The organism is Vibrio sp. FF266, assembly GCF_041439695.1.
In the GTDB taxonomy this organism is placed as follows: domain Bacteria; phylum Pseudomonadota; class Gammaproteobacteria; order Enterobacterales; family Vibrionaceae; genus Vibrio; species Vibrio tasmaniensis_A.
The window spans coordinates 140,413-165,320 of the sequence record NZ_JBGOOO010000007.1; the positions used below are offsets into that span (position 1 = coordinate 140,413).

Sequence of the window (24,908 nt, forward strand, 5' to 3'; positions counted from 1 at the left end):
ACTTATGCTTAAGCTGTCTTTTCTTTCAAGTTTGATTCTTGTTTATCATCAAGCGCAAAGTAGATCTTCGATACAATTACTTCAGCAATGAGAATCGTAAATACCACGGCGAAGAACGCCACTACACCATTCCAAGGGCCTGTAAAGCTCACCTTCTCGCCGAACAATAAGTTAATCGCTTCTAGCATCACGAACTTTGAACCCACCAAGATGATGTAAGTAGTGATGGCGCGATAAACCTTAGGCGCGGTACCCGGTTTACTTTTGAAGTGCTCAGCAATCTTGTGCTCTAAGCCAATAGAGAGCTTCAACAATAACTGCAGTAATAACGCTGCTATCAAAGAAATAGTGAAAGACTCAATGTTGACGAAGTCCCAGTACTCATCGAAAAAGTTAAGTACCACTAAGTCCACCAGCACAGCTAACGTGTAACCTACAAATAGACGTTGTGGTGTGTTGAACCCGTAAACTTTGTCTGATTTAGTCATTCTGTCTCTCTCTAATTTGATAAGTCGCCTTGATTTGAAATACATCTTAGCGCTCGAAAAGGAGCAAAACTTACCATTTTGTGACACCACCAATAATCATTATTCAAATTAATGATTCGACAGAAATCCCCCTTCCTTCTCTTATAGCAATAGCAAAAACACACCCAATTCATCACTGTCACCAAATGGCCATTCTTCAAATGCTGCCCCCATATGATGACTCCATCAGCGACACACACTCATTTCCAAAAGGTGCAGACTATGAAAAAGCTAATCACTAACGTGAACGTATTTAACGGTGTTGATAACAACTTAATCGAGGATAACTTGATCACCCAGATTAGAGAAATTAACTTCCATTCTACGAGTTAGTTTCCGTTTTTCGAGTTAAGTCCAACTCTATGAATCAATTTACATTCACGTATTACCCACCCAAATAACAACCACACAAGAAACAAAATGGAATATCAACCTGTAAAAATTAAAAATAAACAACCTCTAATTACTTCGTAAAAAACACAGAGTAAAGGGAATTATTTCAGCATGGGGAACTCTAACTAAATGTTAAGTGATAATTTATCTGGAGGTGCTATTTTAATATAACCTTGTCAACCCCACGCCCTTAAATTTCACATAAGGCAATTTATAAAAGTAAATACTATTAATAATTTTTTGTAATCAGGAATTAACAATGAGACTGTTGTTGTACTCGACATGTGGTGTTCTGAGTTTTCTAGGCATATTTGGACTAGCTGCGTTGTATATTGTTTATTAATTTGTAATCCACTTTTACAATTAATATTTAAATGATAGAAAGCCCTAATCAATAGGGCTTTTTATCCATCAAAGATAATAATTAAGTTATCGTAAATTTATTCTATTTACTTTTCTCTTCTAGCTTAGCCTTTACTATTGGATATAGTTTTTCGTATGGCAAGTAGCCGGGGAGCAATGTTCCATCAATTAGCATCGCTGGTGTACCCCGAACACCCAGCCTCGTAAATAAGTTATAGTTTTCAGCAACTTCAATCGCTATTTCACTGTCTGAAGAAACATAATCGGTGGCTTTGTTCTTCTTCGCTACTTTCATTATCGAACGAACGTTGTGAATACCAGGCTTACTGATCAACATCTCTTCAACTGCTTTGTATTTTTCTTTGTCATTGTTCCAGACATTGAGTCCAAAAGTTGCTGAGTTCAATGGCGAATCTCTCTCCTTTAGAGGGATATAAATATTTATCACCTTGATGTCATTAGGGAACTCATCCGCTATTTTTCGAAGAACCGGGTCTAATTTTTTACACCACGGGCAACTAAAATCAGTCATATTTACGATCGTCAGTTTTGGATGTTCGGAACCATACCAAGGGTGATGTGGGTTGTTATAAATAAAGTCATGACTCTCAACTAACGTTTTATCAAAGCTACTTTGTTGATCTATGTAAGCAGCTAGACTGTCGTGAACTGAATCGATAATACCTTCGTTCGTTTCTAGCATTTGCGTTATCTCGGCAATTTTTTCTTGTTTTGTCATTGCGAAAGTGACGGGAGAGAAAGCCAGAGTAACCAATAGTGTGATGATGCTTTTTGTAATGAATTTCATATTTTTCCCATTAATACTTAGCTAACCAAAGTCGGGCTGCGATACCTATTGGCGTAGTAATTCCTGAAGTAACACTTGTTACTTTTCCATCATTAATAACAATGAGTGTTGGCGTTAAGGAGATTCCCCAATCGCGTGTAATTTTACCTTGAGTGTCATTAATGTTGTCGTAGCTATACCCTTTAGCATTCATATAGCGTTGAACTCTTTCATCTTTACCCGAAGTCAGTGATACACCAACGACGGGATAGCTCGATGAAAACCAATCAACCACTGGCGTCACAAATTTGCAGGCGACGCACCATGTCGTCCAAAAATAAACTAATACCGGCTCTTTCTTACTCATCTCTATTACATCTATCGGTTTACCGGATAACGACATCCCAACCATTGGCGGAACGTTCTGCATTGGAACGTCTTTTGTACGCCAATAATCAACACCAAAGACCACGACCAATGCGAACAAGGTATACAGTAATGCCGATCTCAACTTCTGCTTTTTGGACTGAGGTTTTGCCTTAGCTTTTTTTCTCATCATTCGTCACCACCTTTTGCTTTCTCAATGGCTTCCATCACCGCATCACTGGTTAAGATGACAGGAAGCTCAATACCTTCCGGAGCGTTAGGGCCATAAACCATGTTGAACGGAACACCGAAACGGTTGTGATCTTGTAGGTATGACGTGACACTATCACTTGGGACTGTCCAATCGCCCTCCATCGGCACTACATCACCTTCAGTCAATACGCTGTAAACAGGATCTTGTAAGAGAACCCCGATCTTGTTTGCTTTACAAGTCACGCACCAATCAGCGGTAACATCAACGAAAACTACTTTGTCGTTAGCAACATGATCATCAATGGCTACGGTCGACAAAGCTTCCCACTCAGGTTCTGGTGGCAGAATTTTGGATGTTGCCTTCTCGACAAATAACGAGGCAGAGATAACACTCAACAGCAGCAAGGCAACAGCACCCGCAGTCTTGATTCCATGCACTTGAACCAACCTGACAAGCAATAGGCAAACACTGACCGCCAGTATTGCGTATAGCCACAATTGAGGGACATGAGGTCGAAGCAAGCTAAAGAGCCAAACGCTAGTGATTAGCATCATTCCGCCGAACAGGTATTTAACACGGTTCATCCATGCTCCTGGTTTAGGCAGCGCCAAAGCTATCGATGGGAATGCAGCAACGATGATCCATGGAAGTGCCATACCAACGGCAAGTGCGGTGAAAATACCAAACATCGTCGGGATAGTCGTGGCAAGAGCAAATGCAACGGCTGTCCCAAGAAATGGAGCAGAACATGGCGTAGCCAATAGCGTTGCGAACATGCCTTGAGTAAAGTGTCCGACGTAACTACTGTCTCCCTTGGTTGCCATCCACGTACTTGTATTCGATGAAAGACGGATCTCGAAAAGCCCTAACATGTTGGCGCTGAAAAGGGCTGTGACGATAAACATCCCACCGATAAACCAACCATTTTGGAACTGAATTCCCCAACCGATAACGCTGCCTGATATTTTTAACACAGCCAAGAAAGTGGCGATTAACCAGAAGGATGCGAGGATGCCACTCGCAGATGCAAGGAATTGGAACCTAACCTGTTTTCTTGCCATGCCTTGAGCAGAAATAACCCCACTCAGTTTCATTCCAAGTACAGGGAATACACAGGGCATGATATTGAGAATCAACCCTCCTAATAGCGCCAAAAGCACCATACTTATCATAGAGCTATTACCCACTATGCCGTTGGTAACGGTGGCTGGGTATTCTGTGATGAAGTCTTTGTCTTTGATGCTTACACGAATGTGTTGGTTGTTGAGATCGGGTGTGCCCATCCAGCTGCTTACGTCATAAGTCGCAATGGCTTGGTTACCTTCAATTTCAATGTGAGGAATACCAAATTCAGCATCTTGCATTTCATCTGAATCACCATCCACGATTATATCGGGTGCAGTCCAACCAATTTGATGTGTAGCAATAACTTGAAGTTGCGACTTGTGAGCATCCCAAATCGTAGATGTGCCCTCTACAAGCGGTGAGTCTTTCGGCACTTCGCTCATTGCTTTTGCGTAGACAAGCATCGCGTCGTTATTCACGGTCATCTCACTTGGGTTAAACACCAAGTTGATGTCAAAATCCGTGAGAATACATATGGTGGTGCATGAAGACATCGTCAGCACTGCATGGAGCTCAACAGGTTTGTTCATATCATCAATATGAAGATTCATCGGAAAGATGATGTTGTGCTTGTAGCCCAGCGTATCTATGCCGAGCAAGTTGAAGCGTTGAGGAAACTTCCAAAACCATTGCAGTTGCGAAACGTTCTTAGAGTCGGCCCATTTAATTTTGGGCGCAATGCCTCCTTCGCCAGGACTTCTCCAGTAAGTTTTCCATTCATCAGAAAGGTTCACTTCCAGATAACCCGCCGCGGTTTTATCTTCTTTATTAATTTGTCCTGTCATGACAAAACGCGTTTCTACATACGGATGTAACTTGTCTTGCATCCAACCCGTTGTAACAGGAGTCATCGATTCGCTCGCACTTGCGTTCACAGTGAATGTTGAACACAGCGCAACGAATAGCCAAAGCACAACAAAGCGCAATGACATTTTGCTTTTAGGCATGTCTAATTTTTCCTTAAAAAATGAATAATATGAGTGTTAGTTAAACGCTCTTATTCTTATTCTTTAAAGACACAGACCTTGAGATGGATGCGCCTACCTTTGTGGAGGATTGGCTCAGTGAAGGGAGGGAAATACGGGACAGTACTTAGCAGCCACAATACGACGACAACGAGTATGAAGTACGTGAATATTGCTTGATCATTGACTTGGTGGTGATCAAAATTTATCAGATGTTCTGATAACTCACATTTTTGGACGGATTGGCCGTCTTGGGATTGAGATGCCCCATCAATAAAAACGCCACCATCGCTAATCTTGTTTGCCTGCACGGCAGTAGAAATAGCAGAATCACTGTTGTCATAATTTACTTTGCAGCCTTGGATAAAACTCATATTACTGGCGAGACAGAAACAGATAACCCAACCCACTAATAATAGTGCGCTACGAGTTAGCTGATGTGTGTTTCGACTTGAGATCATATCTAAACTGCAGATGTCTTGTTATGGTAAACGTAGCAATACGACTTAACTAAAATAATAAAGTTCAATTTTTTTCTTAATGTCGATAATTTTCATGAATCAAAGCGATTGAGAATCGTAAAAATCATATACCAACAATCAGGGTCGGAAAGACAATCAGTATCGAAAAGACAATCGACATCAGCCATACCGCGGTCGAGCAGCGTGAACTAAGTAAACTCGGACCAAGACAATACATGCTCAAGAACAACGTATGACCTAACTCTCTGTTTTCTTGCTAGTATTAAACTCATGCTGTTTGTTTATGTATAAAAATTATTGATTGAATGACGAAGCTTGTTGATATGGGGATTAAATTAGAATGAGGCGATTACTTACTGCAATATTTTTCAGTTCAGCATTGTTACTCAGTTCAGTGCTATCAGGGTGCAGTAATTTTAGAAATCTATCTCATGAGATAGACGCAATTGATGCCTATACCGACCAGTACCAAATCATTTTGACCGAACCAGCGTCGGGCTCAGCCGTCGTTATTCAACAGATAAAAGATATCAATAAAAGCGAAGTTGATGGCTACGACGGCATAATAGATAGCGACAGTATTCAATTGCAGCTATCTAGAAAAATACACTACCTACTTGTCTTTGATGATAAAAACCAAGATTTAACCCTACAAGCTGACGAACCATTCAGTGTCGTTAATCTGCACGATCACCAAGACAATTCTACAGTAAGAATTTCACTCGCCATTGACGAAAACAAAGCGCCCAGAGCCTTTGTTAATCACTCACTGTCCTCTTTACTGAAAGTGGAATTGGATCTTGTCGATATAGGCACTGTTGTGAGTTTAACGGATCCGCCCTTTAAGCGAGAAAACGCTAAGCTCGGCATGTGGCAGCCAGTAACATTCTTTTTTGAAGGCAATGCTGGACTCTACTTTTTGTCGGAATACGACCCAACTAAAATCCCTATCCTATTTGTACATGGTATCAATGCGACCGCTTTAGATTTTGCTCCATTAATCGAAAAAATCGATCAATCTAAATACCAAATATGGGTATTCAACTACCCTTCTGGCTTATCTCTGGTTTTAAGCTCGAAAGGCTTAAATAACCTGCTGCATACCATAGTGACGGAATACAAGATCCAACAATTACACGTGGTGGCACACAGCATGGGCGGGCTGATCGTGGCAAACAGTGTTCGTCAGTGCCAAATCGGGCAGTTGTGCAATTTTGTCAGCAGCATCACCACCATATCTTCCCCGTTTGGGGGTGTGGCATCCGCCAAGCAAGGAGTTGAATACTCCCCTATCGTGATGCCAGCCTGGGTAGATTTAAATCCAGACGGAAAATTTATCGCCGAGTTATTTGGTAGTAAGACTAAAAACCATACCCCGCACTTTTTAGCGTTTGGATACAATTCAGGGGAGTTATTTAATACCAACAGTAATGATGGCGTAATTGACCTATCAAGCCAGCTTTCGCGTCCAGCTCAATTAAACGCCGACCAAATTCTTGGTTACGATGAAAACCATTTAAGCATCTTAGACAACGACGACTTGTTTGAAGATCTTTCTGAGTTTTGGTTGAGAGCCGAACAAGGCTATAATTCTAATGGAAATAATTTTTAAGATTAATTGACTATTGGTTGTCCACTATTGATATTGTTTATTTAGACACCACTACCACAGTAAATACTAACTCCTGTAGGAATGCAGACAGCACCGTTGGTTGCACAGCCAGATATATAAAGACAAAGAGCAGTTATTATTAGTTTTCTCATACAGAATAAAATCCTTTAGGTAGAAACATTGTGTGTTTTGGACAACAGAAAATGCATTTCTACTCAAATAAAAAGAAATTTTTATTTATACACTTCATATAAACAACCAAACTCTACTTTTTACCATATTTATACAATGCGGGTATTAGTATTTTGCCAACGAAAACACTGGTGAATTTAGTCCTTAAGTCCAAGTTAATTAGTTTATCAAAAAAAGGGGGGGTTCTCTACCAATCCCTTTCCCAAACTCTCTTTCTGCTTACAAGCTCTCAATTGCCTTTTGAACCGCAGGGCCAATCTGGCGCTTACGAGAAGTGACACCCTCCAAAGTCAGCATGTCGCTTGTTGGTTCAGCATTGAAAGCCGATTTTTTAATCTCCTTAATTCACCTAAGTTCACTTATTTTTAGTCCTAATCATCCTCATCCTATATGTAGATTTTCGACGGGGAAATATAGACATAGCGAATCAACTCATGCCTCCAACGCACTTGTCAATTGCATTGAAACCGAACATATATGAACACTGAGTGATATTGCTGGGTAATACTTGGTGATGATATTGCAAACAAATAATAATAGCTATTTTTCAGACAGTTATTCGATTCGCAAATTCAATTATTTATAATGAATCGCGCAGGAGTATTAAAGTGATACTAAATCATAATTTAGACTGGAGTATTGTTGGCTCTATACCAACTGGCCCTGGAACATTTGTAAGAGATGCCTTTCAATTACAATATGGCCAACCCACTAGAGAACTCCTTCCAGCTGGGACATCGATATATAAATTTAATGGTTATCCAACTTTAGGGCGAGGTGAAATTACAGACGAGACCACACTCTCACCATGGTGGTCACCAACCGACCCTTTCCAACATGATGCAGGACTAGAACAAAAGAAAAAAATTGCGCAGCGTAATGGCGTATCTCTTAGAGAATGGGGACGTTTGACCTCAGTTATCAAAGAGAACTGGAGTTCATTGGATTACTTATTGGAGATGAGACTAAAATCTCCGGTTTATGCTTGGTTTGGCGGTTTTAAAGGGATGGACCGGATTGATACAGGCTCACAATCCAAAAGAAATACAGCTCTTGAAATGAGAGGTAATTCGCAAGGCTTACCTGGCGGAGCGACTCAATTCTATATTCCCAACTTAACCGTAGGCCATTTTATGTCTCACAAGTTTAGTAAGATGTGAGCCTGTTTAACGAATACAACTTCACTTTTGATTACTAACCAGTACCGGCCTAGCTCTTAGTACCGTTTATAGTAGTGGTTGACAATTCAAAGGAATACTTGAAGTTGGTTAGTGCTTATACCTAAAGGTATTGCTGTCATCAACAATCTCAATTTTGACAGGCACAGTGCCTTGCTTAACGTTACCTATTTGTGCAAATGCCTTGTGAGAAAGGTCGATCACTCGGCCTTTTACGTAAGGGCCTCGATCGTTAATTTTCACATCGACCGACTTGCCATTGTCTGTATTGGTCACTCTCACGATCGTCCCAAAGGGCAAGGTTTTATGAGCCGCTGTGTAGGCATTCATGTTGTATGTCTCACCACTTGCTGTGAGTTTTCCATGGAATTTATCGCCATACCAAGAAGCTTTACCCACAAGAGCATGTGACTTGGCATAGTCCTTTGTTTTAGAACTGCCGACAGCCGACGTTGAGGTGCATCCAGCTAATATCATAAGAATAAGAGCGGTAAAGATGATATGTAGTTTTTTCATGTGATTTGGGAACGCTAATCTCTGCATGTTTCTCTATTTTCGTTGTTGTTGGTTAGCAATATTGAGCTGAGTATAGTCTCAGCTCAATCAAGGCTACCATTCGGTATGAGCCCGCAATATTTCCATAAACTACGTTTTCTTCCGTCATATTCATGAAAGGTTTTATCTTCAAAACGTCAACTTTAGCAACGCCTTAAATCTGTACCTTTCTTAATCACTTCATATAGATAAGTCACTCAACCAAACATCCAAAAACAAAAAAGGATTGGTATCTCTACCAATCCTCTTTAGGGGGTGTTTCGGTTTTCTACCTTATGACAGGCAGGTAACGCGATTACTCGTAATCAGTCGCGTACGTGTCTTCGTATGTGTGCGAGTAGAATTCGAATAGGTTGCCAAACGGGTCTTCTAGATAAACCATTTGCGCTTGTTTTAGTTCGTCTTCTGGGTGGTAACGCATGATGTCCATACGAACCTTACCGCCATACTCTTCAACACGCTTAATAGCTGAATGAAACTGCTCTTTTGGAAGTTGCAGACAGAAGTGGAAGATACCTAGGCGAGAGAAATCAACTTCGTGACGCTCTTGGCGATCTTTCATTTCGAACAGCTCAACACCAATACCATCAGAAGTTACTAGGTGTGCAATGTTGAAGCCTTTAAAGCCTTCACCGAACACAGCGATACACATACGGCCGATTGCTGATTCGCGCTCTTCCATCACTTTAGTGTTGTTCATTACGATTCTTAGACCCAGCGCTTTCGTGTAAAACTCGACTGCTTGATCCATGTCACCCACCATGATGCCTACGTGATTCATTTTCATAACTTACTCCAAATTCGTTTTTAATTCTGTGCGTTTCGAAGACTGGCTTCGATGTTTCGTTTCGATGGAGAGAGTATATGGAGATGTAACGATTAACTGAAATTATCATTAATTATATTAATGACAATTTTTTGTTATTTACAGATTTAGCATCAAATCCCAGCTCGCTTAAAGAAGCCACGCCTGCCCTTGCCTACTTGCCTACTTAGATACATAGATACATAGATACATAGAGGCTTACGTGAATAGAGATAAGCCGAAATAGAGAACAGCCTAAAGAGCATAGCTACCCAAATAGAACGTAGCCCTAGTTTGATAACTTTTATCGATAGTTTTTGTCGATAGCGATCTTCTTACGAAGATAGGATTTGCCTATTGAATCTATAGAAATGTCCGATTTCACTAATTTTCGGTGCGAATGCAATATAGCTCCATCGACGCGGGATAGCGTTAAACACTACAAATTAGAAAGAGAGTCGAATCATGATCAACACAGAAATCAAACCATTCAACGCAACAGCATTCAAAAACGGCGAATTCGTAGAAATCACTGAGCAAGACGTTAAAGGCAAGTGGGCTGTATTCTTCTTCTACCCAGCAGACTTCACGTTTGTATGTCCAACTGAGCTAGTTGACCTACAAGACAAATACGCAGAGCTTCAATCTCGCGGCGTAGAAGTTTTCTCAGTATCAACTGACACGCACTTCTCTCACAAAGCATGGCACGATACTTCTGACAAAATCGGCACTATCGAATACTTCATGGTCGGCGACCAAACAGGCAACATCACAAACAACTTCAACGTTATGCGTGAAGGTCAAGGCCTTGCAGACCGTGCAACGTTCCTAATCGACCCTGAAGGCGTTATCCAAGCAATGGAAATCACAGCTGAAGGCATCGGCCGTGACGCTGAAGACCTACTACGCAAGGTTAAAGCAGCACAATACGTAGCCGCTCACCCAGGTGAAGTTTGCCCAGCTAAATGGAAAGAAGGCGAAGAGACTCTAGCGCCATCTCTAGACCTAGTAGGCAAGATTTAATCTAAGCCTAGCTAAACAAGAATAGCCAAGAAAGAACGAGTAAAACAGAACAGTTAAACGGTTCTACAGGCGCGCTTCGGCCCCCCTCCTAAAGGGCAGTCGCGCGCCACCCTTTCAAAACATCAACACCACAGTATTTGCCGACTTGCGCCCCCTTTTTATTTCCCTTTTTCAGCAAGAAGGTATTGGTCAATACCAAGACACAGAATTTAAGAGCAGGCACGATTATGTTAGATCAAGCAATGAAGCAGCAGCTAAAAGCATACCTAGAAAACCTAAAAACCAATGTTCAGTTAGTACTGAGCCTTGATAGCAGCGATACCGCGAACAAACTTCAAGATCTGGCGAATGATATCGCCTCTCTCACCGACAAAATTGAAGTAATTCGTGATGATAACGCAAGCACTCGCCGCCCTATCATGCAGGTCGTAAACCAAGAGAAAGGCACTGCGATCGGTTTCGCCGGTTTACCAATGGGTCACGAATTCACATCACTGGTACTTGCACTGCTTCATAGTGGTGGTCACCCTATCAAGCTTGAAGCGGACGTAATCGAGCAAATTAAAGAACTCGATCAAGAGCTTAATGTAGAGATTTTTATCTCGCTCTCATGCCAAAACTGTCCAGAAGTGGTTCAAGCCTTCAACATGATGTCGGCGATTAACCCTCTAGTTAAGACAACAATGATTGATGGCGCAGCATTCCAAGACGAAGTGAAGTCTCGCGACATCATGGCAGTACCAAGCGTGTTTATTAACGGTGAGCTATTTGGTCAAGGCCGTATGTCACTGGCTGAAATCCTTAACAAAGTCGATTCAGGCGCAGCAGAAAAGAAAGCAGCAAACCTAAACCAACAAGCACCGTTTGATGTATTGGTTGTCGGCGGTGGCCCTGCAGGTTCTTCAGCCGCTATCTATGCTGCACGTAAAGGCATTCGCACTGGTGTGGTTGCTGACCGATTCGGTGGCCAAGTGATGGATACGATGGCGATTGAGAACTTTATCTCAGTGAAAGCGACAACTGGCCCTAAATTAGTGGCAAGCCTTGAAGAGCACGTAAAAGAGTACGGTGTTGAAGTGATGACTGAGCAGCGCGCTGCAAACATCATTGCGGCAGAAAACACTGAAGACGGTTACATCCACGTAGAGCTAGAGAGCGGCGCAACACTACGAGCTCGCACGGTTATCACAAGTACCGGTGCTCGCTGGCGTGAAATGAACGTTCCGGGAGAGCAAGAGTACCGCAATAAAGGTGTAGCTTACTGCCCACACTGTGACGGTCCTTTATTCAAAGGTAAGAAAACAGCGGTTATCGGTGGTGGTAACTCAGGCATCGAAGCGGCAATTGATTTAGCGGGTATCGTTGAACACGTAACCGTACTTGAATTTGCAGACACACTGCGTGCCGACCAAGTGCTTATCGACAAAGCGAACGCAACACCAAACATCGAAATCATCAAGATGGCGCAAACAACGCAAGTGATTGGTGATGGCAACCGCGTAACCGGTCTGGAATACAAAGACCGCAACACCGATGAACTTAAACAGATTGAACTAGCAGGTATCTTTGTTCAAATCGGCCTGATGCCAAACAGCGAATGGTTGAAGGGTTCGAAGGTAGAGCTTTCACCACGCGGTGAAATTGAAATTAACGCTCATGGCGCAACATCAATGAAAGGTGTATTCGCAGCGGGTGACGTAACAACCGTACCTTACAAACAGATCATCATTGCAATGGGTGAAGGTGCAAAAGCAAGCTTAGGTGCATTTGACCACCTAATCCGTAACTCAGCTCCAGTTAAAGAGGCTGAAACGGCTTAAGCTTCAAACTTAAAAGCTTTTAGCTCAAGTTCCTTAAATATTTGTTAACTTATTTCTTTACTGTTAACGACTTAGTCGACATTTAGACACCACTCCTATGGATTTAGGAGTGGTTTTTTCTTTGTGATTTATGCCGGTTGATAAAGCATAAAGGCAACCACCATCGCTAAGCTTCCACCCAAGCAACGGTTCACAAACATCATCTGTTTTGGTGATTGCAGTAATTTTTTCAGCATGGTGCCGCAATACGCCCACACCAACATGCACGGCACACCGGTAATAACCATACCCGCGATAATGGTCACGACTTGAATCAAGTAATCTGCATTCGGAGTAATGAATTGCGAAAACACGGTTAATGAAGCAATCCAACCTTTAGGGTTCAACACCTGCACTAACACGCCTGACATAAAGCCCGAGCGATTATCAGTCGTGCTTTCTTCGATTTGCATGTTCGCAATCGACCACGCCATAAACAGCAAGTAAGCCGCACCCGCGTATTTCAAAATGTTATAAAGATCTGGGTAAAGGGTAAATAGACTCACCAATCCGACACTGGATCCTGCCAGTACGATGATGATGCCAACAGCGTTCCCAGAGATAAAAGGTAAAGTCGCAGCAAATCCATAACGACTTGAAATCCCAAGTAATGCGATATTGCCTGCCCCAGGTGTAATTGCAATTGATGTTGAAAATAGCAAGAACGCCAGCATTAATTGAGAGCTCATTTCCTCTCACTCCTAATAAGTAAAGTATTTATAGGGAGAGAGTTTACAGATTCGACTAGGAATTAAATTGCTATATAGGCTAATATTAATCTAAATTTGAGCAAGACTTTTCTAAAATAGCCATGAAACAGAAAGAATCCACCAAAGAAGTGTTAGATGACACAGATATCGCCATCTTAGAACATATCCAACAAGACGGACGCATGAGCAACAGTAAGCTCGCAGAGAAAGTGAACCTCAGCGAAACCCCGTGCTGGCGCCGTTGGAAACGCATGGAAGAGACGGGTTACATCGATGGTTACGCCGCGAAGCTAAACCGCAAAAAGCTTGGTTTTCATGTGGCTGGTTTTACTCTTGTGACCTTAGGTAACCATGAAGTAGAAAACACAGAACCGTTTGAAGAGTTTGTCGAAGTAACCGATTGGATTCCTATGTGTCACTGTATTGCAGGCGGCGCCGACTATATGATTCAAGTGCTAGCGAAAGATTTAGAAGAGTACTTTGAGCGTATTAGCTCGATCAGACGAGTAAAAGGCGTGAGTGCGATTAAGTCTAATATCTCGGTTAAGGAGTTGAAAAACAGCTATAAGTTGCCTCTTGGGGATTAGCTTGGGCTACCATCTACTCAAAACTCTATTAACTCGGGCTTATTTTTACTCAAAGAAAAGATTGATAGACCAAACAAAAAATGCCCAGTCAACGGTTTGTTAACCGGGCACTTAGTTTTTACAAGTGCGTATTAATTACCTACACCACCTGTTTTCTCAGCTGGTAAATCTGGTGTCACTGGGGGCCACTCTTGGAAGGTTGCTAGATGTTGTTGAACAGCAGCTTGAGCAGGACCAAATGCCCACATTTTCTGCCCCATCCATTTCAAGTACATGCCCGACTCTTCTGCCGCTCGCTCGTATGGGTCACGACGTAAGTTAAACAGCAATGGTGCGTTTAGCTCTTCTTTCGGACCACTCCAGCCATGGTTTTGGACCACAAAGTGCGCCTTCCAATCACCAACACGAACCGCTTGCAGCTTGTCTCGTTCGTAGTAGTAGATCTCTTTACGGTTTGACTCACCTTTCTCAGTCAGCATATCCACTTGGTTGTAACCATCAAGGTGCGCTTTAAAGCCATCGTGACCTTTCAGCAGTTTTTCTTTTAGATCCGTTGGACCACCAGCCGCAGCGACAAGAGTGGGTAACCAATCCATACCATCAAAGATGCCATTGCCTACAGTACCCGCTGGGATTTTACCCGGCCAGCTAACCAGTGCAGGGGCTCTTACGCCACCTTCCCAAGTTGTGCCTTTCTCACCGTGATAAGGTGTCATACCGCCATCTGGCCAAGTCATGATCTCAGGGCCGTTATCGGCAGTGAATATGATGATGGTGTTGTCGGCAATACCGAGTTCTTCCATTTTCGCCATCATCTCGCCGACGTGATCATCAAGATCTTTCATGACCACTTCTTGAAGTCCCCAACCGTTTTGGCCGAGCATCGCTTCGTATTCAGGTGACAGGTGCGTCTAAACGTGACCACGTGATGGACAGTACCAAGTGAAGAAGGGCTTATCCGCTTCAACCGCCCTTTCAATGAAGTTGATCGCGTGTTTATTCACTTCGTCATCGAGTGTACGCATACGCTCGATCGACAATGCACCATCGTCTTCGATCGTTTGACCACCTTTACCGTCTGATCTTGCGTAAATAACATTACGAGGTGCAAAGGCATCCAAAGAGCCATCTTTTGGCCAATCTGGATCTTCTGTGTATTCCATTGCATTCAAGTGATACAACCAACCCCAATACTCATCAAAACCGTGCATTGTCGGTAGGAATTCATCTCGGTCACCAAGGTGGTTTTTACCAAACTGTCCAGTCACATAACCCATGGTTTTAAGGATTTCAGGAAGCGTTGGTGTGTCGGCACTTAAACCAACAGGGCCACCTGGCAACCCGACTGAGTGCATGCCTGTTCGCACAGGAAGTTGACCCGTTAAGAATGCAGAACGACCCGCCGTACAAGAAGGCTGAGCGTAATAATCCGTCAGTAGCATGCCCTTTTCAGCAATACTGTCGATGTTCGGTGTTTCACTACTCATCACACCATTGTGATAAGCACTCAGATTTGAGATCCCAATATCATCCGTGAAGATAACAAAAATATTCGGTTGCTCTTGTGCTGACCATGCCGATAGCGAAAAGCTACTCAACACACTCATCACAACAAGGTGGAAAATCCTTTTCATAGAATGTCCTTATACTGTTTCAGATTGCTCTTTGTGAACCATTTTTATTCCTACCAAACCAAAGCCAAGCTCCAATAGTAGATAAACGACAAGTAGCCAGTAAGGCATGCCATCTATCAACAAGCTAATGACTCGGCCGGCAGCCAAACCCAACATGAAGACCACCAAACTGTAGAGTGCTGCCAGTCGGTATTTCTTTAGTAACGCCCCTGCTATCCAAAACAGAGCCAACGCTAAGTACAACCCCATCACGGCACGAAAGATATGAGTGACATTGATAGGGCTAGCATCAATTCCGAAAAGATAATCAAGGGAGACAACCGGGGCATAACCATACGACAAAGCTATCGGTGTTAAACCCATAACTGCGACGAACAAAAAAACGCTTTGTTGCTTCATATCCTTACTCTTTTAATTTGGCTCTTTTCAAAAAACATAGTCTACAATCAGAGTTATACAAGTTGCATATGTAAAAACCAAGTGGTTAAAGCAAACATTCACAACCTTGCTATTTCACACCGAAGATAGGGATATCAATATGGCTAAAGGGCGTTACGTTCTCACATTTGCATTGGTCGCTAGCTCAACCGTAAATGCGCAACAGGCCGACTCACAAACAGACACCAAAAAATGGCAACACAGCATTGAAATTTACGCACTGACGCTGAATATTCGTGGCGATACCACCATTGGTAATTTGTCCAGCGATGTTGATGTTGACCCAGCGTTCATCATGGATCATTTGGATATGGGGGCGATGCTTCGACTAGAGGGGGTCTATAACAATCAGTGGGGTTATTACGTTGACTACAGCTACATGAAACTGAGCGGACAGTCAGATTCAATCATTGGCAACACAGGCATTCTTAATGGCAAGCTTGAGATCAGACAAGGCGTTTTAGAAGCAAAAGGCTTTAAACGCTACCAATACGACATTGGTGCCATTGATTATATGGTTGGATTACGCTGGTGGGATAACGATATTGATTCCAAACTCTACACAAACAGCGGGACAACCCTGAATTCAAGATCTTTAGAAGAAGATTGGATTGATTATCTGATAGGCGTTCGTTGGACCAAGGAACTCAACAAAAATTGGACTGTGCACACGAGCTTAGATATGGGCCTTGGAAGCGATACCGACTTTACCTCATCTCTGTTAACCGGCGCTCGCTATCAAATTAACGACTGGTCGGATTTAAATCTGGCGTATAAATCCACTTGGGTTGATTACGAAAATAAAGGTACCTTTGAATACGATACCGCATCGCAAGGGTTCCTGATTGGTTGGGCTGCTCACTTTTAATCCGATTATCGTAACGTGTTAGAACCTCGGCCAATCCAATGCCAACCCAACATTGGTCATTTGGATTTAATTTCAATTAAAACGTAAGCCTCGAATGATTCTTATCTCTGGTGATGACCTCCGTCGCCAGAGGTTTTTCTGCGTGAAACATGCACCGCCCTCCCTCATAGAAAACCCATTAAATCATAGACTAACTCTCGCACACCGCGCATTTGATCCATCTAAAAAATTGTAATTTTAGATCATGGAAATACAGGCTTATGTTTTGAGATATTTAATCTTCATTTAATCTTACCATCGCCCATTCGAACAGTGTTTTTTATTTTGAAAATGCCGCTAAAATCCTCTCCCGAAATTTACAAACCAGAGTAAAAACAATGAAAAAATTAGTCTTAGCGGCTCTTACGATTGCCTCAGTTACGGGGATCGCATCAACTTCAGCTTTCGCATCAAACGAAATGTACACATTAGGTGGTGTAGGTATGGATAGCGGTGACGTTGGCGCTCAATTCACGTTAGGTAGCCAGATCGTTCAAAGCAATTGGTATATTGAATCGACGTTACTTGTTATCAGCACTGACGATAAGTCTACTAGCTATAATGGTGACAAGGTGCTTCAAACAGAGCAAGAGTTCGATTCTTTAATGCTTTCATTAACACCTATGTATAAGCACAGCTTCAGCGAAAACTTCGCTGTTTATGGTAAGGCGGGCGCGTTTTACGCACACTCAGATACCAAATTGGTGTTCCGATCTAGCGATAATAATGAAGTCCACAAAGGGTCCCATGGTGATTTTGGCTTAACTTACGGCATCGGCGCAGAATACAAGTCACTAAAACCAGTTTTCGGCCACTCCAAGTTTGTGACTCGAGCTGGATTTGATTGGTATGAGTTCGGCGGAAGTACTGGTTGGTATACCGCTGAGTCGGTACTGAGTATCCAAGCAGGCTTTACCTTTTAATTGAGTCGATAAAAAAGTAAGCCTCTTGTTGTGTGGGGCTTACTTTGTACATTTTTTGATTCAGACTACACACTCTTTCTTCATGATAGCAAGTCCTGTTTCCAAGGTATGTGCCCAAGCTTGTTCGATATTTTCATCATAAAGTGGATCGTATTTTTTAACCGTATTGAGCAAGGAATTAAACCACTCGTTGAGCTCTTGCTCAGAAATATCCATGCCTAAATCTTTATGTCGCTTCCCAAGCTTTCTCACCGAGTTTCGTACGCTCGGCAGACCTGCAGAGTTATAGATAAGGATGATTGAAGCTTTAAGCATCTTGGTTTGTTGCTCTAACCCTATGTTTTCAAATCGCTCTGAAAACCTAGGGTTGTGTTCGCAGAAGTCCGCCAAAAATGTTTCTAGAAATTCTTCATCGATCCTGCAACGCTCAAAGCTTTCATAAAACAGTTCATTAGGTGTCATTTTGTTGGTTCTTCGCATTCGCCAGCGATCCTTAACAGTCCATGTCATCTAAGTATAAGCCATTATGGCATAAAGTGAGTTGCACAGATCTTGTTTCCATCAGGATCTCGCAAATAAGCCATGTACAAGCGACGCTCGTCAGAACCTCTCGCTCCGGGGCCATTTTCAATACTGGTACCGCCATTTTCGACGCCAACACGATGCCACTCATCTACAACTTCTGGGGAGGATGCAAGAAAACCCACCGTCATACCGTTGCCGTGAGTCGCAGGCTGACCATCAATCGGCTTCGTTAAACCCAACACACCCGTTTGGCTAACGTAAACACAGCGCCCTTTGGGATCAACAGAACCTTCGCTATAACCAAGCACTTTCATGATTGGGTCATAAAAAGCCTTCGCGCGTTCAATATCTTTGGTACCGAGAAAAACATGGCTGAACATAACTAACCTCTTCTTTTATTGAAAGAACCACCTAAACTAGACCTATAATTCGTGTTTGTCTAGGCACGCTATTCGGTCACAACTGTTGCTTAACCCATTGAGCAAACACCTGAAACTTAGTTCGTTGCTCCATGCCTTTCGGACACACTAAATCATACCCTTTGCCCGATTCAATGCTCATAAGAGGCGCGACCAATAAGCCTTGTTCAATCTGCGGTGTCATAAACTCTAACCGCCCTAGTGCCAGCCCCATCGATAATATCGCCGCATCCATCGCCAAGCGATTATCACTGTAATAGTCACACTGAAGTGCGCAGTTGGTATCACTTTGAGCTTCATACAACCAACGCTGCCACGCAGTGATATCGCCACTGTGAATGAAGCGAACATCGTCTAAGTGTTGAATGCCTTGGTCTAGTTTGAAGTGTTTCGCGTATTCAGGGCTGCACACAGGAGTTCTTACTCCACTGAATAATCGCTCGCTGTAATGGTTTGGGTAATGGCCTTCGCTATAGAAAATTGCCACGTCATAAGGTTCAAACTGGAAGTCTGACTGGCTCTGTTTGGTTTGCAGTTTGATGCTTAGATTCGGATACAAGCGTCTGAACTCTGGCAAGCGCGGCATCAACCACGAGGAAGCGAAATAAGGCGATGTCGCGATATATAACTCCCCGCTTAGCTCACCCGTTTGAATATCCATGAGTTCGGAAAAGATAGACTCAAACGAGACGTTCAACATGGATAACACGCGCTGACCTTCTGGCGTCAGTTCGAGCTTTCTTGTCTTGCGCACAAACAGGTTGAACTTCAATTGTTGTTCGAGTTTTTTAATGCGATGGCTGACCCCTCCCTGCGTTAAGAAGAGCTCATCGGCGGCAAGCGTAAAGCTTAAATGTTTAGCCGCAACACTGAAGGTGTGCAGCAGTGACAGCGTTTGTTGGCGATTTTCGAACAGCCCCATGCATTAACCCCACTAATTCATAAGTCGTCGTAACTGGTTTGTCGGCGTATGTAACCATCATATAAATTAAACCAAGTAATCTACAACATAAAATGGTGAACAGCATGCAACAGAATCAAAAACTCAAAGTAACTGTGATTGGTGGTGGATCAAGTTACACCCCAGAGCTCGTTGAAGGACTGCTCAAGCGCCATCACGAATTACCTATCTCTGATCTGTGGTTGGTCGATATCGAACAAGGCATGGAAAAAGCAGAGATAATCGCGGCGCTCACCAAGCGAATGATAAACAAAGCAGGCTGTGAGATTAATGTTCACCTCACCACAGATCGAAAATCAGCCCTGAAAGACGCCAATTTTGTCTGCTCACAATTTCGCGCAGGAAGAATGGAAGCAAGATTACGTGACGAGAGGATTGCTCTGAAGTATCGCATGATCGGCCAAGAGACCAATGGCTTGGGTGGCTTCTCTAATGCGTGCCGAACCATTCCGATTGCACTCGATATAGCGAAAGAGATGGAACAACTGTGTCCGAATGCGTGGTTACTCAACTTCACCAACCCATCAGGCATGGTAACGGAAGCACTGATTAAGCACTCAACCATTAAAACCGTTGGTCTATGTAACGTTCCCGTCAACATGGAGCTAGGCGCGGCGAAAATGCTCGACGCAGAACGTAAAGATATCACGATGCAAATTGCCGGATTAAATCACCTAGTGTGGGCTCGTAAGGTGCTTCATAAAGGTGAAGACAAGTTGGGAGAACTCATCGAACAACTCCTTGGTGGTAACGATCAAATGATGCCAAAGAACATCCCTCCTTTTGAGTGGGACTCTGAATTGATTCGTTCTCTGAACATCGTTCCTTGTGCTTACCTACGTTACTACTACCAATCCAGAGATATCTTAGACAAAGAGTTTGCTGCGTCCGAAAGCAACACCAATCGCGCAGACCTAGTTGCCAAGGTTGAGCAACAGTTGTTAGAGATCTACAAAGATCCCATGCTCGATACCAAGCCTAAATTGTTAGAAGAACGAGGCGGTGCTTACTACTCTGAAGCGGCCTGTGAGCTGATGAGCAGTATTCACAACAACAAACGTTCTATCATGCACGTCAACACTCGCAACAATGGTGCGATTCAAGGATTACCCGATGATTGTGCGGTAGAAGTAAGTTCGGTAATCACCAGCAGTGCGATCCTGCCACTCAACGTTGAACCTTTTGATAGCGACACGCTGCGCTTGATTCAGCAGATGAAAGAGTTTGAAACCTTGACCGTTAAAGCGGCGATGACGGGTGACATCGCAACAGCAAAACGTGCCCTGATCTTAAACCCTATCGTCGATAGTGGTTCGCACATCGACGAGGCTTTGCAAGAAACCATTCGCGAGAACTTAGACTTCATGCCTGCGTTCGCTCATCGACTCGCTTAATGTGGCATTTTGTTAGCCACTAATAAGCTCGGTGATAACAGCTAATGAGCTCAGTGATAACAGTTAATAAGCTCGGTGATAACAAGCTAATGAGCTCAATGACAGCAGAGCTAATTCAAGATATTGAATCCAAATCTTTTAATAAGAGGTCATGATGAAATTGATACTCAACGCCGATGATTTCGGCCTCACTGAAAGCGTGAACCATGGCATCGTTGACTGCTTCAAGGCGGGGTTGGTTAAGTCGACCACCATCATGATGAATCAACCGGGTACACAGCACGCGATTGAGCTCTATCATCAAGGTTTAGTCCCTGAAGTTGGCTTGCACTTTACGGTCACCGCAGGCAAACCACTGACTTCACCAGAGTTAGTTCCGAGCTTAGTCGAAGAACACGGCCACTTCTTTAGCAACGTCACCCTGTTCGATAAATCAGACGTGAATGAAGATGAGGTGATGCTCGAACTCAACGCGCAATATCAAGCCGCTGTCGATGCCGGTTTAAAGATTAACCATATCGACAGCCATCACTTTGGTGGTGTATTTAAATCTCTAAAAGCAGCGTTTACCCACACAGTGAATCGCATTGGTCTTCCAGTTAGACGAATTGATAACATCCTAAGTGGCCAAGATGCACTGCGAGTGCCAACGCCAGATGCTTTCGATATGCGTTTCTTTGACGAAGGCGTATCGCTTAATGGCCTGCAAGATTTATTGCTGAGCTACCAAACTATGATGCCTGATGGTGTGCTTGAGTTAATGTGCCACCCTTCATCAGTGGCAAGTGAACAGCTTAAGTCCCTATCAAGCTATAGTGATAAACGCGTCGAAGAGCATCAACTTCTCACTAGCCCTGCGCTAAAACAGTGGTTGGCTGACCATCAGATTGAGTGCATTGGATTCGACGATCTCAGATAAGATACATTAATTCAGGGCTACTCAACGATCCGTTGTGCGCCCTGCCCTTGATCATGCAAAATATCTTCAGGGTTCAACAAGTGGCATTTCTGCATACTCAAACACCCACAGCCGATACAACCTGTTAAGTTCTCTTGTAGCGATTTAATCTGCGCCATTTTACTGTCGAGTTGCCCCTGCCACTTCTTAGCAACGCGCTCCCAATCTCGCTTAGTCGCGGTATGGTTCATCGGCAGTGTCGATAACTCTTCGGTGATCTCTTCCAGCGTGAAGCCTATTGACTGCGCGACTTGTATCAGCGCGATTCGACGCAACATCGCCGACTGATACCTGCGTTGATTTCCGTTAGTACGAATTGAAGCAATCAACCCCTTGGTTTCGTAAAAACGTAACGCCGAAGGAGCCACGCCACTGCGCTCTGCCAACTGGCCGATGCTGAGGTATACGATGTTTCTCATTGTTACACTATCCCTGAGATCATAAATATTTAAAGCTTACTTTAACTTTAGAATAGCGACCTATTGTTACCTTAACCAGTTAATGTCCTTAAACTTTGATAACGGGCGCAATGAAAAGAAACCACGCAAATAGCTGCTTTGTTTTATTGTGGTGTTCTCGCTCTCTAAATCTGACTCATGATCGATTTCAAGTTCTCTGCTATTTCGGCATTGATGATCTCACCCGTTTCTACATTAAAGTTGTCGTAGAAACTCGGCACCGACATCGAGCCCTTCACATCTGCGTCAAAGTAAGGTGCCGAGTTTACCGCAGACGACAACACAGAGCTTGCGCCACCTGGGCCTGGTGATGTGGAGAGCATAACAACAGGTTTGCCTTGATACACTTTCATGTCGATTCGAGATGTCCAATCAAACACATTCTTAAAGGCTGCGGTGTATGAACCGTTGTACTCTGCAAAAGAGATGACCACAGCATCTGCTTCGCCAATCTTGCTAAAAAAGCGCTGCGCATGTTGATGGACACCGGACTCTTTTTCTCTGTCTTCACTGTAAATGGGCATCTCGAAATCATTAAGATCGAGCACCTCTACTTGCGCGCCCTCAACTAAGCTTGCGGTGTACGCTGCCAATTGTTGGTTAATCGATGCTTTACTGTTGGTCGCGCCAATCGCTAATACTTTCATTGTTGATCCTTGTTCATTTTTCTCACCTTTTTGCACTCATGACTTCAATTACGGAGCTCAAAGTTCATAACTGAAGATTCGTAACGTCTGTTTGATAACATCAAAACCTGCACTAGGCGACAAGGTGATAGATTGTGTTTTTAGATTGGGGATGATGATAAAACCTCAAGTTAACTTGAGGTAAAGCGATATTTTCAAAAAATAGGAAATAACTTAAAAATACTTATAAAGCAGTTAATTACGAAAGGTTAAACATAGGTTGGCATTACACAGGAAAAAGTCAGCACACCCAAAATACAGTGAGTGTGCTTTATCGAAATACTATTTACTTAAGTTGATTTGATGAACTGACACCAGAGTAAGCGACTCCAGATAGCTCGGCCATTTCGCGATTCCATGTTGCCAAATCGTGAGGATTAAATTGATTCAAATGGTCGTGACCACATGCTCTCGCCATCACTTGCATCAATTCAGTCGAGGCTTCGAAGAAGTTCTTCAATTGATTCGAGGCCTTCTCGACATTTAACCGTTGGCGTAAATCGGCTTTTTGAGTCGCGATGCCCGCCGGGCAATTATTGGTATTACACATTCGGGCAGCAACACACCCTATCGACTGCATGGCACTGTTCGAGATAGCGACACCATCTGCACCAAGCGCCATCGCTTTTACAAAGTCCATCGGAACACGAAGCCCACCAGTAATGATTAAGGTGACTCTGTCACTGACGCCTTGCTTGTCTAGATAAGCTCTGGCACGAGCAAGCGCAGGAATAGTTGGCACACTAATATGGTCACGGAACATTTCTGGCGCCGCCCCAGTACCACCGCCTCGACCATCCAAGATGATGTAATCGGCACTAGCATCCAATGCGAACTGAATATCCTCTTCAATATGATTGGCACTCAACTTGAAGCCAATTGGGATCCCGCCAGTCACTTCTCGAACTCGGTCGGCGAACTTTTTGAAATCCTCGACGGTTTTTAGATCAACAAAGGTGGGTGGAGAAATCGCGGCTGTACCTGCTTCAATACCACGCACCTCAGCTATCTTGCCAATGTTCTTCGCCCCAGGTAGGTGACCGCCTGTTCCGGTTTTAGCACCCTGCCCACCCTTAAAATGGAAGGCTTGGACATTTTTGAGCTTAGATTCATCGTAGCCAAATTGTGCGCTGGCTAATTCATAAAAGTAACGTGAGTTCGCCGCTTGCTCTTCAGGTAGCATTCCGCCCTCACCCGAGCAAATTCCCGTTCCCGCAAGCTCCGCGCCTGTCGCTAAAGAAATTTTCGCTTCTTCAGATAACGAACCAAAACTCATATCAGACACAAATAAAGAGATGTTCAATTTAAGCGGCTTTTTCGCTTTTGGCCCAATAATAAGCTCAGTACCGACGGGCACATGTTCCAATAACGGTTTGGTCGCCATTTGTGCAACCATCACTTGAATATCATCCCAGTGAGGCAGTAGATATCTTGGAACACCCATTGAGGTCATCGGCCCATGGTGACCCACTTTGGATAAGCCATCTCGTGCTAATTGATGAATGAACTCAACCGTGGGCTCCTCTTTGGTTGCAGAAGCCGCAGGTGAGAGATCGGGCGTTGCCGCTTGGATATGAACATCAGGGCCTTCTTGGCCCACTTGCTCAGCCGTAAACTGTTTATGGGTACCGTCACAAAATGGGAGATTGTTTGAATACTTACAGCGGCACAGGTAAGCGTCACCGGTTTCCTCGGCCACGAAACTCTTCGGTTTGAAGCCCGTTCCTGCATGAGAACCATCACAAAACGGTTGGTTTTTCGATTTCCCACAGGTACAGAAGTAATACTCCTCCCCTTCTGTTAGCTCGACCTTAACGGGTTTGTTATCCGCTATTACTGGATTCTTCATAGTTCGCTCACCT

General features: G+C 43.5%; 23 protein-coding genes and 2 pseudogenes. 9 read left to right on the top strand and 16 right to left on the bottom strand.

Features of this window, described 5'->3' with window-relative positions; all coding sequences use genetic code 11:
• Positions 1–8: 8 nt before the first annotated feature.
• From ACED59_RS08190 to ACED59_RS08205, 4 genes are all read right to left on the bottom strand, one after another.
• Positions 9–488, bottom strand: a complete 480-nt coding sequence (locus tag ACED59_RS08190) for a hypothetical protein (protein ID WP_012604442.1) — start codon at positions 486–488, stop codon at positions 9–11.
• A gap of 877 nt (positions 489–1,365) precedes the next feature.
• Positions 1,366–2,091, bottom strand: a complete 726-nt coding sequence (locus tag ACED59_RS08195) for a DsbA family protein (RefSeq protein ID WP_009847198.1) — start codon at positions 2,089–2,091, stop codon at positions 1,366–1,368.
• A 10-nt stretch (positions 2,092–2,101) separates the two neighbouring features.
• Positions 2,102–2,629 carry a protein disulfide oxidoreductase gene (locus ACED59_RS08200; RefSeq protein WP_017096914.1) on the bottom strand — a complete coding sequence of 176 codons (528 nt, stop codon included), beginning with the start codon at positions 2,627–2,629 and terminating at the stop codon, positions 2,102–2,104.
• On the bottom strand, positions 2,626–4,722 hold the full coding sequence (locus ACED59_RS08205) for a protein-disulfide reductase DsbD (RefSeq protein ID WP_017096915.1): 2,097 nt from the start codon (positions 4,720–4,722) through the stop codon (positions 2,626–2,628). Before ACED59_RS08205 ends, ACED59_RS08200 begins: the two co-directional genes overlap by 4 nt.
• Before the next feature lie 840 nt (positions 4,723–5,562).
• Here ACED59_RS08205 and ACED59_RS08210 point away from each other — a divergent pair.
• Positions 5,563–6,834, top strand: coding sequence for a triacylglycerol lipase (locus ACED59_RS08210; RefSeq protein ID WP_017096916.1), 1,272 nt, complete (start codon positions 5,563–5,565; stop codon positions 6,832–6,834).
• Between the two features lie 411 nt (positions 6,835–7,245).
• On the opposite strand, the pseudogene ACED59_RS08215 reads toward ACED59_RS08210, so the two are convergent.
• A pseudogene (locus ACED59_RS08215) lies at positions 7,246–7,365 on the bottom strand (manganese-dependent inorganic pyrophosphatase); the annotation flags it as partial.
• Between the two features lie 269 nt (positions 7,366–7,634).
• On the opposite strand from ACED59_RS08215, the gene ACED59_RS08220 reads away from it, so the two are divergent.
• Positions 7,635–8,186 (top strand): hypothetical protein, encoded by a 552-nt coding sequence (locus ACED59_RS08220; protein WP_017096917.1) that lies wholly within the window; start codon positions 7,635–7,637, stop codon positions 8,184–8,186.
• A 108-nt stretch (positions 8,187–8,294) separates the two neighbouring features.
• Here ACED59_RS08220 and ACED59_RS08225 read toward each other — a convergent pair whose 3' ends face one another.
• Both ACED59_RS08225 and ACED59_RS08230 read right to left on the bottom strand, forming a co-directional pair.
• A complete protein-coding gene (locus ACED59_RS08225) occupies positions 8,295–8,747 on the bottom strand; it encodes a septal ring lytic transglycosylase RlpA family protein (RefSeq protein WP_017096918.1) in 453 nt (150 codons plus the stop codon).
• Between the two features lie 307 nt (positions 8,748–9,054).
• Entirely contained in the window at positions 9,055–9,546 is a 492-nt protein-coding gene (locus ACED59_RS08230) for a VOC family protein (RefSeq protein WP_029223140.1), read from the bottom strand.
• Positions 9,547–10,029: 483 nt separating this feature from the next.
• Here ACED59_RS08230 and ahpC point away from each other — a divergent pair, with 483 nt between their 5' ends.
• Positions 10,030–10,587: an alkyl hydroperoxide reductase subunit C gene (ahpC, locus tag ACED59_RS08235; RefSeq protein ID WP_004736364.1), complete on the top strand. Its 558-nt coding sequence runs from the start codon at positions 10,030–10,032 to the stop codon at positions 10,585–10,587.
• A gap of 227 nt (positions 10,588–10,814) precedes the next feature.
• A complete protein-coding gene (ahpF, locus tag ACED59_RS08240) occupies positions 10,815–12,407 on the top strand; it encodes an alkyl hydroperoxide reductase subunit F (RefSeq protein ID WP_017098736.1) in 1,593 nt (530 codons plus the stop codon).
• 128 nt (positions 12,408–12,535) lie between these two features.
• On the opposite strand, the gene ACED59_RS08245 is transcribed toward ahpF, so the two are convergent.
• Positions 12,536–13,135, bottom strand: a complete 600-nt coding sequence (locus ACED59_RS08245) for a LysE family translocator (protein WP_012604451.1) — start codon at positions 13,133–13,135, stop codon at positions 12,536–12,538.
• Between the two features lie 122 nt (positions 13,136–13,257).
• Between ACED59_RS08245 and ACED59_RS08250 the strand changes: the two genes are divergently transcribed.
• Positions 13,258–13,743, top strand: coding sequence for an Lrp/AsnC family transcriptional regulator (locus ACED59_RS08250; RefSeq protein WP_017098735.1), 486 nt, complete (start codon positions 13,258–13,260; stop codon positions 13,741–13,743).
• 131 nt (positions 13,744–13,874) lie between these two features.
• Here ACED59_RS08250 and ACED59_RS08255 read toward each other — a convergent pair.
• Together ACED59_RS08255 and ACED59_RS08260 are read right to left on the bottom strand one after the other, a co-directional pair.
• A pseudogene (locus ACED59_RS08255) lies at positions 13,875–15,377 on the bottom strand (arylsulfatase).
• A 9-nt stretch (positions 15,378–15,386) separates the two neighbouring features.
• Entirely contained in the window at positions 15,387–15,776 is a 390-nt protein-coding gene (locus ACED59_RS08260; protein WP_017098733.1) for a DUF4345 domain-containing protein, read from the bottom strand.
• A 139-nt stretch (positions 15,777–15,915) separates the two neighbouring features.
• Between ACED59_RS08260 and ACED59_RS08265 the strand changes: the two genes are divergently transcribed.
• Together ACED59_RS08265 and ACED59_RS08270 are read left to right on the top strand one after the other, a co-directional pair.
• Complete coding sequence (locus ACED59_RS08265) at positions 15,916–16,683, top strand: hypothetical protein (protein WP_017098732.1); 768 nt, start codon at positions 15,916–15,918, stop codon at positions 16,681–16,683.
• A 377-nt stretch (positions 16,684–17,060) separates the two neighbouring features.
• Positions 17,061–17,645, top strand: coding sequence for a hypothetical protein (locus ACED59_RS08270; protein WP_017098731.1), 585 nt, complete (start codon positions 17,061–17,063; stop codon positions 17,643–17,645).
• A 60-nt stretch (positions 17,646–17,705) separates the two neighbouring features.
• Here ACED59_RS08270 and ACED59_RS08275 read toward each other — a convergent pair whose 3' ends face one another.
• From ACED59_RS08275 to ACED59_RS08285, 3 genes are all read right to left on the bottom strand, one after another.
• Positions 17,706–18,107, bottom strand: coding sequence for a globin (locus tag ACED59_RS08275; protein WP_029224030.1), 402 nt, complete (start codon positions 18,105–18,107; stop codon positions 17,706–17,708).
• A gap of 62 nt (positions 18,108–18,169) precedes the next feature.
• Positions 18,170–18,550: a VOC family protein gene (locus ACED59_RS08280; RefSeq protein WP_009847216.1), complete on the bottom strand. Its 381-nt coding sequence runs from the start codon at positions 18,548–18,550 to the stop codon at positions 18,170–18,172.
• Positions 18,551–18,626: 76 nt separating this feature from the next.
• Positions 18,627–19,511 (bottom strand): LysR substrate-binding domain-containing protein, encoded by an 885-nt coding sequence (locus tag ACED59_RS08285; RefSeq protein ID WP_017098729.1) that lies wholly within the window; start codon positions 19,509–19,511, stop codon positions 18,627–18,629.
• A gap of 104 nt (positions 19,512–19,615) precedes the next feature.
• Between ACED59_RS08285 and ACED59_RS08290 the strand changes: the two genes are divergently transcribed.
• Together ACED59_RS08290 and ACED59_RS08295 are read left to right on the top strand one after the other, a co-directional pair.
• Complete coding sequence (locus ACED59_RS08290; protein WP_017098728.1) at positions 19,616–20,944, top strand: 6-phospho-beta-glucosidase; 1,329 nt, start codon at positions 19,616–19,618, stop codon at positions 20,942–20,944.
• Positions 20,945–21,098: 154 nt separating this feature from the next.
• On the top strand, positions 21,099–21,863 hold the full coding sequence (locus tag ACED59_RS08295) for a carbohydrate deacetylase (protein WP_017098727.1): 765 nt from the start codon (positions 21,099–21,101) through the stop codon (positions 21,861–21,863).
• A 17-nt stretch (positions 21,864–21,880) separates the two neighbouring features.
• Here the strand turns inward: ACED59_RS08295 and soxR are convergent, their stop codons facing one another.
• From soxR to ACED59_RS08310, 3 genes are all read right to left on the bottom strand, one after another.
• Positions 21,881–22,321: a redox-sensitive transcriptional activator SoxR gene (gene soxR, locus ACED59_RS08300; RefSeq protein ID WP_017087167.1), complete on the bottom strand. Its 441-nt coding sequence runs from the start codon at positions 22,319–22,321 to the stop codon at positions 21,881–21,883.
• A 164-nt stretch (positions 22,322–22,485) separates the two neighbouring features.
• Positions 22,486–23,007 (bottom strand): NADPH-dependent FMN reductase, encoded by a 522-nt coding sequence (locus ACED59_RS08305; protein ID WP_020477192.1) that lies wholly within the window; start codon positions 23,005–23,007, stop codon positions 22,486–22,488.
• Positions 23,008–23,332: 325 nt separating this feature from the next.
• Positions 23,333–24,895, bottom strand: a complete 1,563-nt coding sequence (locus tag ACED59_RS08310) for a glutamate synthase-related protein (RefSeq protein WP_017098725.1) — start codon at positions 24,893–24,895, stop codon at positions 23,333–23,335.
• Positions 24,896–24,908 lie beyond the last annotated feature (13 nt).